This window comes from Haloferax sulfurifontis ATCC BAA-897 (assembly GCF_000337835.1).
GTDB classification, from domain to species: Archaea; Halobacteriota; Halobacteria; order Halobacteriales; family Haloferacaceae; genus Haloferax; species Haloferax denitrificans.
This window is the reverse complement of sequence record NZ_AOLM01000027.1, coordinates 203,973-217,304: the sequence shown is the minus strand read 5'-3', so window position 1 is coordinate 217,304 and position 13,332 is coordinate 203,973. Positions and strand designations below refer to the sequence as shown.

The following is a 13,332-nucleotide window of genomic DNA, read 5'->3' as shown; positions in this document are numbered from 1 at the left end:
GCCCCGCCTCAGTCGTCCCACGCCGCCAGCGCGGCGTGCTCGGCCGCGACCGCCTCGACTCCGTCGGCGTCCAGCACGCCCGACTCGGTGACGACGCCCGAGAGCGGGTCCGCGGGAACGACCTCGAAAATCGGGTTTTCGGTCCCTATCGCGGCCTCGCCGTCGTACAGTTCTCCCGCGTTCTCGCCGACGAACCGGTCGTCGCCGCGAACCTTGTCGCGGGCGCAGACGGCGAAGACGGGCACGCCGGCGCGGGCGGCCGCGAGCGCGACGGGGAGGCTTCCGACCTTGTTGACGACGCCGCCGGACGCGAGCACCGCGTCGGCCCCGAGGAGGACGGCGGCGGCCTCCCCAGCCATGACGAGTCCGGGGAGCGCCGCGTCGGTGGTCAGCGTCACGTCTCGCCCGTCGCGGGCGAGGCGCTCCGCGACGCCGACGCCCTCGCCGCCCGGTCGAGACTCGGCGACGAGGACGGCGGCGTCGGCGGCCTCGGTGGCTTCGAGCGCCGCGAGGACCGTCCCCGACCGCGAGAGGGTTGCGAGTCGGTCGTAGCCGCGTTCTCCGACGAGTTCGGCGGCGCAGGCGGCCGCCGCGTCGTCCGCTTCCGCCGCGTCGTCGATAGCCGCCTCGGCGCGGCGGCGAACCGATTCGGGCTCGGAGTCCGATTCGGCCATCACGCGGTTGACGCGGTTCTCGACGGCGGCCATGGTCGGGCGCGCGTCGCGGAGTCGCCGGGCGACCGACGCGACTGCGTCCCGCGAGTCCGCCTCGGCGGCGGCGTCGCGCAGGACCTCCAGCGCCCGGAGCGAAACCCACGCCGAGCCGTGGGTCTCGTCGCCGGCGACGGTCTCGACCGCGGGCGCGACCCGGCGGTAGGCCGCCCACAGTCCGGGGACCGTCTCGCGCTTTCGAATCGCGGTCGGGTGGACCCACTCGACCGCGGCGAGTTCCTCGTTGGTGTCGACGTCGCGGCTCCCCGCGTCGAACAGGAACGGGTGGACGGTCCACTCGCGGCCCCCGTCGGAAACGGGGAGGGGTGCTCCCGCGCGGACGAGGTCCGCGTCGGCCTCGCGGACGCCGACCTCCTCGGCGAGTTCGCGCCGGGCGTCGCGCTCGGCGTCGGCGGGGTCGCCCTCGACGTAGCCGGAGACGCCGGCCCAGCGACCCTGATACGTTCCGACCGCCTCGCTCCGCCGGGCGAGGAGGACGCGGCCGCCGTGTCGGAGGAAGACGGTGACGACGTGTGGCATATCCTGACTTACGCCCGCCACTGACAAAACGACTATTCAGGCCGGTCGCGTGGTGTCGGTATGCGACTCGCTATCCTGAGCGACACGCACGTTCCGGGGCGGGCCGACGGGATTCCGGGCTGGGTCGAAGACCGGGTTCGCGAGGCCGACCTCGTGATTCACGCGGGCGACTTCGACTCGCCGGACACGCTCGACCGCCTCCGCGACCTCTCGGCGCGGTTCGTCGGCGTTCGCGGGAATATCGACCCGCCGGCCATCGACCTCCCGTTCGTCGAGGTCGTCGAGGTCGACGGCCTCACGTTCGTCGTCACCCACGGCACGGGGACGAGAACGGGCTACGAGTCCCGCGTCGCCGACGCGGTCAGGGACGCCGCGGGCGACGGCGCGGTCGGCGTCGCGGGCCACATCCACGAGGTGGTCGACGAGACGGTCGACGGCGTCCGCGTCCTCAATCCGGGCACCGCGACGGCGGCGAATCCGGGCGACGACGCGACGATGATGGTCGGCACGGTCGCCGACGGCTCGCTGTCGGTCGAGGTCGTCCGCGACGACTGAGGTCGGTTCGTCGTCGCGCCGGGCGGAGCGGCCAGCCGTCGAACCGGCCCTCCCCGCCCGCCTGCGATACCGGCCCGGTTCGCCAGCATCCCGTCGTTTTTCACCGCCCTCGCCTTCCGACTCGGTATGGAGCTGTTTCCCGTCCCCGACGTGCCCGAGGTCCGCGAGGGCGACGACCTCGCCGCCCTCGTCTCGGAGCGCGTCGACCTCCGGCCCGACGACGTGGTCTGCGTCGCCTCCACCGTCGTCTCGAAGGCCGAAGGGCGGTTCGCCGACCTCGACGACTTCCCGGCCGGCCCGCGGGCGCGCGAACTCGCCGCCCGCCTCGCCGAACTGACCGGCGACGAGAAGGACCCGCGGTTCGCGCAGGCGGTCCTCGAAGAGAGCGTCGACCTCGTCATGTCCGAGCCGTTCCTCCTGACCGAGACGCGGTTCGGCCACGTCGGCGTCAACGCCGGTATCGACCGCTCGAACGTCCCCGACCACGACCTGCTGTTGCTCCCGAAGCGCCCCAGCGAGTCGGCCGAGCGCATCCGCGCCGGTATCGACGCCGACCGAGTCGTCGTCACCGACACCTGCGGCCGGCCGTTTCGACACGGTCAGCGCGGCGTCGCCATCGGCTGGGCGGGGCTGAGCGCCTCTCGCGACTGGCGCGGCGAGGCCGACCGCGACGGCCGCGAACTCGGCGTCACCGTCGAGAGCGTCGTGGACGAGCTCGCCGCGGCCGCCAACCTCGTGCAGGGCGAGGGCGACGGCGGCACCCCCGTCGTCGTCGTCCGCGGCTTCGAGTGGGGCGACCACGGCGAAAGCGACGCCCACTTCCGCGACATCGACGGCGACTTCGTGCGACAGGCGCTCCGCGAGTGGCGCTACGACCCCTGACGACTCGCTTCACCAGTTCACGCTCACACCACGCTCACACCATGCTCGGACTCGAACTCACCCCGGAACACCCCGTCGACGACCTCGTCGAACTGGGCACGCAGGCGGAACGCGAGGGCTACAACTCGTGTTTCGTCTCGTGTCACTACAACAACCGCGACCCCTTCGCGGTCCTCGCGCGACTCGCGGCCGAGACCGACGACATCCGCCTCGGCCCCGGCGTCGCCAACCCCTACGAGCTACACCCCGTGACGCTCGCCGGCAAGGTGGCGACCGTCGCAGAGGCCTCGGGCGGCCGCGGCCTCCTCGGTATCGGTCCCGGCGACCCCTCGACGCTCCGCAACCTCGGTCTCGAAGACGAACGCGGCCTCCGCTCCGTGCTGGAGGCGTTCAAGGTCGCACAGAAGCTCTGGGACGGCGAGCGCGTCACACACGACGGCACGTTCGAGGCGACCGACGCCGGTCTCAACTTCGACGTGCCCGGCGAGGTGCCGGTGTACGTCGGCGGCGAGGGCCCGCACATGTGCCGCATGGCCGGCAAGCACGCCGACGGCCTGCTGTTCAACGGCTCGCACCCCGACGACCTCGCGTGGGCGCGCGAACAGGTCGATATCGGCGTCGAGGACCGCCCCGACTCGCGCGGTGAGTTCACGCTGGCCGCCTACGCCAGCGTCTCCGTCTCGGAAGACGCGGACGCGGCCCGCGAGGCCGCCCGCCCGCCGGTCGCCTTTATCACCGCCGGGGCGGCCCCGCCGGTCCTCGACAGACACGGCATCGACGCCGACCGCGCGAGCGACATCGGCGAGAAGATTTCGGCCGGCGCGTTCTCCGAGGCGTTCGGCCTCGTCACGCCGGCGATGATAGACGCCTTCTCGATGGCCGGCACGCCGGACGACGTGGCCGACCGGATGGACGCAGTGCTCGAACACGCGGACGGCGTCGTGGTCGGGTCGCCGGTCGGCCCCGACCTGGAAGAAGCGATTACTCTCGCCGCGGCGGCCTACCGCTCGACGAGCCGACGCCGATGATACCGAGTTCCGCGCCGATTGCGCCGAGGACGACGTAGGCGAACGCGCCGACGGCGAGGAGGATGAAGACGTTGCCGAAGAGGAAACTCACCGTCGAAAGCGGGTCGCTCAGCGCCACGTCGGCGAAGGTCACCACCAGTTCGAGGACGCTCGTGAGGAGCGCGATGACGAAGTCCGTGAGTGTTGCCATGCGCGACTCTCGGGATTCGGGGGTATTGATTGTGTGGGTTTCGCACGGCGCGCACCCCGACGCGGGCGACGGACGAGGTCCCCCTCTCCGTGGCGCCTCGGTCGGCACCGATAAGGACCGCGCCCACGGACGCTGAGTCATGCCGAACCGCTCGCTCGACGACTTCGCCGCCGGCGGCGACGAACCCGTCGACACCCCGCCCAGCGCCGACGAACCCGCCGACGCCACCGATTCCGTCGAGGCCGATTCCCGCGACGTGAGCACGCTCGCCACCTACCGATGGACGCCCGAACCCGCGGCGTGCCCACAGTGCGGCGAGTCAGTGCAAAAGCGGTGGCTCGACGGCGACGAGTACGTCTGTCTCGACTGCAAGGACTGGTAGCGGCCGGCCAATCCATCCCTGTAACTATTCGGTATCTATCCCTGTCCGAGCCATCGCGCCACTTCGAACGACTGCGTCGGGGTGGCTCGGCAACGTTGCTCTCGTCGAGCCCCTATCCGAGCCGGCCACTTCGCCGCCCGAAGCCCCGGACGAACGTCTTCTCGTCGATAGAGAGCACCGTGGGTCGGCCGTGCGGGCAGGTGTAGGGCGTCTCGCACGACCCGAGTCGCTCGACTACCCGCGCGGCCTCGTCGTCGGTGAGGTCGTCGCCGGCTTTAATCGACGGGTGGCACGCGAGGTCACTCAGCAGTTCGGCCCGCGGGTCGGTGTCGTCGCCCGAAGCAACGTCGGCCACCACGTCCGCGAGCGCGTCCGGGGCGAACGGCCGGCCGAGCGGTGCCGGGACCGCTTCGACGCGGTACGTTCCGGTTCCGATTCTGCTCCCGTCGCCGAACTCGGCGACGCGGAAGCCCAACTTCTCCACGAGGTCGCGGTTCGCGTCGAGGAGCGCCGCGTCGGTCGGCGACAGCGAGACGGTCGCGGGCGGGTCGACGGCGACCGATTCGACGCCCGCCGATTCGACGGCCTCGCGGAGTCGCTCGTAGTTGATGCGCTCGTGGGCCGCGTGCTGGTCGACGACGAGGAGTTCGTCGCCGGCCTCACAGAGCAGGTACAGGCCGCGGAACCGACCGATGACGCGGAGGTCGTCGAACACCGACGCGGCCTCGACGGGCGCGAGCGAGCTATCGAGGTCCATCGCCACCTCGCCGCTCCGCCGGAGGTCGGCCGTCGACAGCGCGTCGCGGACGCTCGCCTCGATCGCCTCGGCGACCGCGTCGGCGTCTCTGAAGCCCACCTCGTCCTTCGCGGGGTGGACGTTGTGGTCGACCCACGCGGGCGGCAGGCGGAGTCGGACGACGCCGACCGGTTCGCGCCCGTCGGGCAGGAGCGTCCCGTAGCCGTCGGCGACCGCCCGGCGGAGTCGCGGTTCGGCGAGGGCGCGGCCGTTGACCGCGACGTGGACGTGGTCGCGCCGGGAGCGCGTCACCTCCGGGTGACAGAGCGCGCCGTCGACTTCGACCGTGGCCGTCTCGCCGGCCGCCGAGACCTCTCGCGACGCGTCGAACGTCGAGGCGTGGCTCGCGGCGTCGCGGCCGTACACCGCCAAGAGCGCGTCCGAGAAGCGGTCGGTCCCGGGCGTCGCGAGCGTCTCGCGGCCGTCGTGCCGCAGGACGAACCGCACGTCCGGCCACGTGAGCGCGTAGCGGGTGACGACCGCCGAGACACGCGCGAACTCGGCTTTCGGCGACGCGAGCGACTTCTTCCGCGCCGGGCGGTCCGAAAACAGGTCGGTCACTTCGACGGTCGTCCCGCGCGCCCGACCCGCGGGCGAGACGATCTTCTCGCGCTCGCCGTCCGTCGCCGCCTCGCCGACCTCGACGACGACTCGCGTCCCCCGCGGGCCGCCGTCGTTCGTCGTCAGTTCGAGTCGGGTGGCGGCCGCGGCGATGCTCGGGAGCGCCTCGCCCCGGAAGCCGAGCGTCTCGACGGTTTCGAGGTCGTCGGCCGTAGAAAGCTTGCTCGTCGCGTGTCGCTCGACCGCGAGCGCGGCGTCCGATTCGGCCATTCCGCGGCCGTCGTCGGCGACGCGGATTTGGTCGGTCCCGTCGCCGTCGACCTCGATCTCGACGGTCTCCGCGCCGGCGTCGAGGGCGTTTTCGACCAGTTCGACCACGACGCTCGCGGGGCGGGCGACGACCTCGCCGGCGGCGATTTTCGAGCGCGTCTCCGGGTCGAGTCGGCGAATCATTCGAGTCTTCCTTTGAGCTCCGACAGGAGGTTCAGCGCCTCCAGCGGCGTGGTGTCCACGAGGTCGGCCTCGCGGAGCGCCTCGGCGACGGCTTCGAGCTCGGGGTTCGGTTCGGCGGTCGAGGTCGCTCGGCTCGGGCTCTCCGTCTGACTGTGACCGTTCTCCAACCCATCGACGTAGGCGGCGAGCGTGCCGTCTTCGGCGGCCTCGTCGACCTCGCCGTTCGCCGCGGCGGCGACGCCGCCTCCTCCGGAGTCGGCCGCACTCTCGGCGTCGGTCTCGGTTTCGTCCACGAGGCTCCGCGCCCGCCCGACCACGCTGGCCGGCACGCCGGCCAACTGCGCCACTTCGACCCCGTAGGACGACGAGGAGGGGCCGTCGGCGACGCTGTGGAGGAACGTGACCTCGCCGTCGCGCCGCGCCGCGGTGAAGTGGAGGTTGAACACGCCCTCGCGGTCGTCGGCCGCGTCGGTGAGGTCGTGGTAGTGGGTCGCAAACAGCGTCGTCGCGCCGACCTCGTCGTGGAGGAACTCGGTGGCCGCGCGGGCGATGGCGAGGCCGTCGGCGGTGGAGGTGCCGCGGCCGACCTCGTCGAGGAGGACGAGCGAGTCGCCGGTGGCGTTGTGGAGGATTTCGGTCAGTTCGCTCATCTCGCGCATGAACGTGGACTGGCCGCCCGCGATGTCGTCGGACGCGCCGATGCGGGTGAACACGCGGTCGAGGACCGGCAACTCCGCCGACTTCGCGGGGACGAAGCCACCGACCTGCGCGAGGACGCAGACGAGCGCGACCTGCCGCATGTACGTCGATTTCCCGGACATGTTGGGACCGGTGACGAGCGCGACGCTCCCCCGCGGGAGGGCCGCGGGGTTCGGGACGAACTCGTCCTGTGCGCGCTCGACGACGGGGTGTCTGCCGGCGTCGATGTGGATGCCGCCGGCCTCGCCGGTCGCCCCGGCTTCGTCGGTCGAGCCGGCTGAGGAGGCGGCGTCCCCGTGGAACTCGGGGCGGGCGTAGTCGTTCGCCACCGCCACGTCCGCGAGCGTCCGGAGCACGTCGAGGTCGGCGAGGGCGTCGGCGACGGCCTGAATCCGGGCGGACTCGGTCGCCACGTCGGCGCGGACCTCGCAGAACAGGTCGTATTCGAGCGCGTCGGCGCGGTCCGAGGCGCGGAGAATCTCGTCTTCGCGCTCCTTCAGTTCGGGCGTGTAGAACCGCTCTGAGTTCTTCAGCGTCTGTCGGCGCTGGTAGTCGTCGGGGACGCGGTCGAGGTTCGGGTTCGTCACCTCGATGTAGTAGCCGTGGACCTGATTGTAGCCGACCTCAAGCGAGTCGATGCCGGTGCGCTCCTGCTCGCGGGCTTCGAGGTTCGACACCCACTCGCGGCCCGCCTCGGCGGTGCCGCGGACCTCGTCCAGCTCGGCGTCGAAACCGTCGGCGATGACGCCGCCCTCGGTAATCTCCTGCGGCGGGTCGGAGACGACCGCGTCGCCGACGAGGTCGCGCACGTCTTCGAGTTCGTCCAGCGAGTCGCGCAGGTCCGCGAGGAGGTCGGAATCGGTTCCGGCGAGCGCCTCGCGAATCTCCGGAACGCGGTCGAGCGTCGTCTTCAGCGAGCGCAGGTCGCGGGCGTCGGCGCGCTCGCGGGAGACGCGGGCGACCAGTCGTTCGAGGTCGTACACCGACGAGAGGTGGTCTCGGAGGTCGGCGCGGGCCAGCGCGTCGTCGCAGAGGGCGTCCACGGCGTCCAGTCGCGCCTCGATTCGGTCGCGGTCGACGAGCGGGCGGCGGAGCCACGCCTCAAGCCGGCGGCGACCGAGCGCACAGGCCGTCTCGTCGAGCACCGAAAACAGCGTGCTCCCGGCGCGGGCGCTCCGCGACTCGAACAGTTCGAGGCTTCTGATGGCGGTCGCGTCGAGCTGGAGGAACTCGCGGGGGTCGAACCGCGTGACGCGGGTGACGTACGCAAGCTTCGAGTCGCCCTGTGCGTACTCGGCGTAGGCGAGCGCCGCGCCGACCGCCCGGAGTTCGGCGTCCGACTCGACCACGGCGTCCGGCCGGGGGGCGTAGGCCGACAGCGTCTCGCGGGCCGCGTCGGCGTCGAACGCCGCCGGTTCGAACGGCGTCTCCATCGGGTCGAACGACAGGTCCGGGAGGTCGCAGTCGGGACCGACGACGAGTTCGGCGGGCGCGAGGCGCTCCAGTTCTTCGAGCGCCAGCGCGCGGTCGGCCCCGGTGACGAGGCACTCGCCGGTCGAGACGTCCACGACGGCGAGGCCGTAGGTGTCTGCGTCGGCGTCGCTGTCGTGGCTCTCGCCGTCGCCCCCGCCCCGGGCGACCGCGCCGAGATAGGTCGCGCGGCCGGCGTCGAGCAGTTCCTCGTCGACGACGGTGCCGGGCGTGATGAGCTGGGTGACCGCGCGGTCGACGAGGCCGGACGCCTCCTCGGCGTCTTCGACCTGCTCCGCGAGCGCGACCCGGTAGCCGGCGTCGAGCAGGCGTTCGAGGTAGCCCGCGGCGTTGTCGATGGGGATGCCCGCCATCGGCCACGTCCCGGTGGAGTCCTCGCGCTGGGTCAGCGCCACCTCGCAGGTGCGGGCGACGGCCTCCGCCGCGCCGCAGAACGCCTCGTAGAAGTCGCCGACCTGAAACAGCACGACTGCGTCGTCGTGTTCCGCACAGAGGTCGGCGTACTGCGAGAGCATCGGCGTCAGGTCGTCTCGGGCTTCCAGCATCTCCGGCGGCGCGCCGTACACCGCCTCCCGCTGGGCGTCCGCGTTCATACTCACACCCGGGTCGCCGAGCGATAAAAACGCCCGGGAACGGCCCGGTCGCCGCCGTCCGCGCGAACCGCCGCCCGCGACTGAGGCGTGCGGGAGACACGCAAGGCCAATGTGGACACCCAGCAAGGTTAGGTAGACCGAGGCAATACTAACACGCAGAGACCCGTCGGCGGTGCGGACGGTCGGCGGGGCATCCGGGATATCAATGACTGATGCACATGCAGACGCCGACTTCGACTCCGCGCCCTCGGTCGAGGCGGTGTCGGACCTCGCGACACGAATCTCCGAGAACGTCGAACGGGTCATCGTCGGCCACCACGACGCCATCGAAGACATCATCGTGGCGCTGTTCGCCCGCGGGCACCTCCTGTTGGAGGACGTGCCGGGCGTCGGCAAGACGATGCTCGCCCGCGCCATCGCCACCTCGATAGAGGGCTCGTTCGAGCGCATCCAGTTCACGCCCGACCTCCTCCCGTCGGACGTGACGGGCGTGAACGTGTTCAACCAACAGACCAGCGAGTTCGAGTTCCGCGAGGGACCGGTGTTCGGGAACGTCGTCCTCGGCGACGAGATAAACCGCGCGCCGCCGAAGACGCAGGCCGCGCTCCTCGAAGTCATGGAGGAGCTCCAGGTGACCGTCGACGGCGTCACCCGCCGCGTCCCCGACCCCTTCACCGTCATCGCCACGCAGAACGACGTGGAGCCCGACCGGACGTACGACCTCCCGCTGGCCGAACTCGACCGGTTCATGAAGAAGATTCACCTCGGCTACCCGAACGAGGCCGAGGAGACGGAACTGCTCGGCCGCGTCTCCGGCCACCACCCCATCGAGTCGCTCGAACCGGTCGCGTCGGCCGGCGACGTGCGCGACGCCCGCGAGCGCATCCTCGACGTGACGGTGAGCGAGCCGGTCCGCCGCTACGTCTCTCGGCTCGCGGCCGACACCAGAGCGCGCGCCGACCTCGGCGTGAGCCCCCGCGGCTCCATCGCGCTCGTCCGCGCCGCGCAGGCCCGCGCCGCTCTCGACGCCCGCGACTACGTCGTCCCCGACGACGTGCAACGCGAGGTGCGGAGCGTCTGGGCCCACCGCGTTCGGACGACCGACGAGCGCTCCGGCCGCGACGTGGTCGAGCGGGCGCTCGACACTGTCGCGGTCGAGTGAGACCGATGAGGCTCACGCTCCGCGGCTGGGTCGCCGTCGCGGTCGTGGTCGTCGGCGTCGCCAACGCCGTCGCCTACGGCCCGCGGGCGCTCAACGCCGTCGTCGTCCCGGTCGCCGTCGGCCTCGTCGTCGGCGCGGTGCAGGTCTGGCGCGTCTCGCCGCCCCGAGCCGAGCGCGTCGCGCCCGACGACGGCTTCCCCGGCGAGACGCGCACCGTCTCGCTCGATATCGACGCCGACAGGCCGTTTCCGGCCACCGTCGCCGACGCCCTCTCGCCGGGGCTCGACGGCGACACCGCGGTCGACTCGGTCGTCGGCGACGGCCGCGTCGACTACGAGGTGACCTACCGCGGCCGCGGCCCGGCGACGCTCGGCCCGGCGACCGTCGTCGCCCGCGACATCCTCGGCCTGTTCTCGAAGTCGTTCGCCGCCGGCGGGACGACCGAGGTGCTCGTCTTCCCGCGAGTTCGGTCGCTCGGCGTGGCGGCCCGCCGCGACCTCTCGGCGCTCGCCGACGCGGGCCGCACCGACGAGCGCGCCGAGTTCGACCGCCTGCGCGAGTACGTCCCCGGCGACCCGCTCCGCGACATCCACTGGAAGTCGAGCGCCAAGTCCGGCGACCTCGTGGTGAAGGCCTACGACGACCGGGTCACGGCCGACGCGGTGCGCGTCTCGGTCGGCGCGACCGACGGCCACGAGGACGACGCGGCGGAGGCGGCCGCGACGCTCTGCTGTGCGCTCCTCGACGCCGGCGTTCCGGTCCACCTCACCTCGCCCGAGGGAGTCGTCGAGGCGACGCCGGGCGACCGACGGCGCGTCCTCGGTCACCTCTCGCGGCTCCGTCCGGGGTCGGTCCCCGACGAGGCGGCCGAAATCGTCGTCAACGGCGACGCCCGGCAGACGCGCGTCGCGCTCGGCGGCCGCGAGACGACGTTCGACCGCCTGCGCGCCGACGGCGACGACGCGGGGGGCTCGGTCCCGAACCCGCCGAGTCCCGCCGGGGACCGCGGTGCCGACTCGGGGGTGTCGGCGTGACGGTTGCCGGCGAGTCGTCGGCTGATTCAGCCGGCTCGACGAACACCGTCTTCGGCGTCCCCGCGGGCCTCCTCGCGGCGGCGGCCTCGCTGGTCCTCATCGGCGCGTTCCTCGCGGTCGTCTACGACATCACGAACGTCGTGGGTCGCCGCGACCAGTTCGTCCTCCTCGCGGCGGGGACGCTCGCCCTCGCCACCGTCGTGGGGTGGACGCTCCGGCCCAGATACGCCCTCGGCCTCGCGGCTCTCATCGCCGGCGGCGGCTTCGCGGCGTACTTCCTCGCGCTCCCCGAGAGCCAGGTCGCGTTGCTCTCGCCGGAGCGCCTCTTGGCCGACACGTTCGCGCTCCTCAGCGGCCTCTCGGCGCTCCGGCTCCTGTCGGCCGACGTGTGGGCGCTCGCGGTGACGCCCGGGCCGGTGTTCCTCGCGTGGTATCTCGCGGTCCGCGGGCGAATCGCGCCGGCCGTCGCGGTCGCCGGGAGCGGCCTCGGCCTGTTCGTCCTCACCACCGACGCCACGGGGACGCTCACGCTCCTCGGCGTCGGCGCGGGCATGGCCGCGGTCGGCCTCGACGGCATCGACCGCTTCGGGAGCGCCGGCGGCCAACTCGACGTGCTGACGGTCGTCCTCGCCGCGATGGTCGTGCTGTCGGCCACCGTCACGGTCCTCCCCGGCGCGGGCGGGTCGCCGGTCATCGCCGACGGCGGCGTGGCCGAACAGCCGACCGTCGAGGCCAGCCTCGTGAGCGCGGACGACCGCATCTCCGTCGTCGGGAGCATCAGCCTCTCGCCGCAGGTCCGCTTCGAGGTCCAGAGCACGTCGCCGGACTACTGGCAGACGGCGACGTTCGACCGCTACACCGGCGACGGCTGGGTCAGGACCGGCGACACCAGCGACTACGAGGGCGGCCGGTTGGCCGGCCCGGAGGGTCCCTCGCGACTGGTCCGTCAGACCGTCACGCCGGCGACGCCGCTCGATTCGATGCCCGCGGCGTGGCGGCCCGTCGCCGTCTCCGGCGACATCGAAAACGAGACGCTCGTCACCCAACAGGGGAACCTCCGCCCCGACCGAGCCGTCGAAATCGGCGAGACGTACAACGTCACGAGCGAAGTCCCGCAGTACACCGCGGCGTCGCTCCGGCGGACCGGAACCGACTACCCCGACGAGATACGCGAGCGGTATCTCGCGCTCCCCGACAGCACGTCCGACCGCGTCCGCGACCGCGCCGCCGAGATAGCGGGCGACGCGGAGACGCCCTACGACAAGGCCGTCGCGGTCGAGGAGTGGCTCGAAGCCAACAAGGAGTACTCCCTTCGGGTGTCCCGACCCGACGGCGACATCGCCGAGTCGTTCCTCTTCGAGATGGACGCCGGCTACTGCACCTACTACGCCTCGACGATGGTGGTTCTCCTCCGCTCGGAGGGCGTCCCCGCGCGGTTCGTCACCGGCTACACGACCGGCGAGCGCGTCGGCGGCGACCGCTACGTCGTCCGCGGCCTCGACTCCCACGCGTGGGTCGAGGTCTACTTCGAGGACACCGGCTGGGTGCGCTTCGACCCGACGCCCGCCGGTCCCCGGCAGGACGCGGAGTCGACGACGCTCAGCGACGCCCGCGACGAGGGTCAGACGGGCGTCGACACCAACGAGACGAACGTCGAGTCCAACGAGACAGAACAGCCCACGACGACCGCGAACGACACCGAAACGCCGACCGAAGACGACAACGAGACGAACGCGACGCCCGCCGGCGGTAGCCCGCCGGGCCCCAGCATCGACGAGCGCCTCGGCGTCACGCCGACGGGCGACGGCGCGGTCGAAGACGACGAGGGCGGCGGCCTCGTCCCCGAGATGCCGTCTCGGGAGACGATTCTCGTCGGTCTCGTCGGCCTCCTCGGCGTCGTGGCCGGCGTCAGGCGGACTCGACTCCCGGCGCACCTCCGGTTTGCGACCGCGGCGTATCAGCGGCGCACCGACTCGCCGGCCGACGACGTGTTCCGCGCGTACGACCGGCTCGAGCTCGCCCTCGAACGCGAGTACCGGCCGCGTCGCCCCGGCGAGACGGTCAGAGCCTACCTCGATTCGCTCTCTCGCGTCGGCGTGGACGAGCGGACCCGACAGGTCGGGAGACTCTACGAGCGCGCGAAGTACGGCGACGGCGTCACCCGGGCCGACGCCGACGAGGCGGTGGCCGCGGCGAACGCCGTCGTCCGCGCCCGTCTGCCGCTCGTCAGACGCTGGACGGACTGAGAGCGCGAAG

Annotated in this window: 11 protein-coding genes; 7 read left to right on the top strand and 4 right to left on the bottom strand. The window is 72.2% G+C overall.

Translation table 11 applies throughout. The features are described 5' to 3' along the window. Window positions 1-8: 8 nt before the first annotated feature. Window positions 9-1,250, bottom strand: coding sequence for an NUDIX domain-containing protein (locus tag C441_RS16545; protein ID WP_007276122.1), 1,242 nt, complete (start codon window positions 1,248-1,250; stop codon window positions 9-11). Window positions 1,251-1,310: 60 nt separating this feature from the next. Between C441_RS16545 and C441_RS16540 the strand changes: the two genes are divergently transcribed. From C441_RS16540 to C441_RS16530, 3 genes are all read left to right on the top strand, one after another. After that, complete coding sequence (locus C441_RS16540; protein WP_007276121.1) at window positions 1,311-1,805, top strand: metallophosphoesterase family protein; 495 nt, start codon at window positions 1,311-1,313, stop codon at window positions 1,803-1,805. A gap of 126 nt (window positions 1,806-1,931) precedes the next feature. Continuing rightward, window positions 1,932-2,687: a coenzyme F420-0:L-glutamate ligase gene (locus C441_RS16535; RefSeq protein ID WP_007276120.1), complete on the top strand. Its 756-nt coding sequence runs from the start codon at window positions 1,932-1,934 to the stop codon at window positions 2,685-2,687. 41 nt (window positions 2,688-2,728) lie between these two features. Then, complete coding sequence (locus tag C441_RS16530) at window positions 2,729-3,715, top strand: 5,10-methylenetetrahydromethanopterin reductase (RefSeq protein WP_007276119.1); 987 nt, start codon at window positions 2,729-2,731, stop codon at window positions 3,713-3,715. Here the strand turns inward: C441_RS16530 and C441_RS16525 are convergent. Further along, window positions 3,669-3,905, bottom strand: a complete 237-nt coding sequence (locus C441_RS16525) for a hypothetical protein (protein WP_007276118.1) — start codon at window positions 3,903-3,905, stop codon at window positions 3,669-3,671. The genes C441_RS16530 and C441_RS16525 overlap by 47 nt on opposite strands. Window positions 3,906-4,044: 139 nt before the next feature. Between C441_RS16525 and C441_RS16520 the strand changes: the two genes are divergently transcribed. Beyond that, window positions 4,045-4,287: a DUF7573 domain-containing protein gene (locus C441_RS16520; RefSeq protein WP_007276117.1), complete on the top strand. Its 243-nt coding sequence runs from the start codon at window positions 4,045-4,047 to the stop codon at window positions 4,285-4,287. Between the two features lie 112 nt (window positions 4,288-4,399). On the opposite strand, the gene mutL is transcribed toward C441_RS16520, so the two are convergent. Together mutL and mutS are read right to left on the bottom strand one after the other, a co-directional pair. Further along, the gene (gene mutL / locus C441_RS16515) at window positions 4,400-6,097 is read right to left on the bottom strand and encodes a DNA mismatch repair endonuclease MutL (RefSeq protein WP_007276116.1); all 1,698 of its coding nucleotides are present in this window, start codon (window positions 6,095-6,097) and stop codon (window positions 4,400-4,402) included. Next, window positions 6,094-8,880: a DNA mismatch repair protein MutS gene (gene mutS / locus C441_RS16510; protein WP_007276115.1), complete on the bottom strand. Its 2,787-nt coding sequence runs from the start codon at window positions 8,878-8,880 to the stop codon at window positions 6,094-6,096. Before mutS ends, mutL begins: the two co-directional genes overlap by 4 nt. Before the next feature lie 205 nt (window positions 8,881-9,085). On the opposite strand from mutS, the gene C441_RS16505 reads away from it, so the two are divergent. The 3 genes from C441_RS16505 to C441_RS16495 are packed head-to-tail and all read left to right on the top strand — an operon-like array spanning window position 9,086 to window position 13,322. After that, entirely contained in the window at window positions 9,086-10,042 is a 957-nt protein-coding gene (locus tag C441_RS16505; RefSeq protein ID WP_007276114.1) for an AAA family ATPase, read from the top strand. 5 nt (window positions 10,043-10,047) lie between these two features. Next, window positions 10,048-11,076: a DUF58 domain-containing protein gene (locus C441_RS16500; RefSeq protein WP_007276113.1), complete on the top strand. Its 1,029-nt coding sequence runs from the start codon at window positions 10,048-10,050 to the stop codon at window positions 11,074-11,076. Further along, a complete protein-coding gene (locus tag C441_RS16495) occupies window positions 11,073-13,322 on the top strand; it encodes a transglutaminase TgpA family protein (RefSeq protein WP_007276112.1) in 2,250 nt (749 codons plus the stop codon). The genes C441_RS16500 and C441_RS16495 overlap by 4 nt, the downstream gene beginning before the upstream one ends. Window positions 13,323-13,332: the final 10 nt, after the last annotated feature.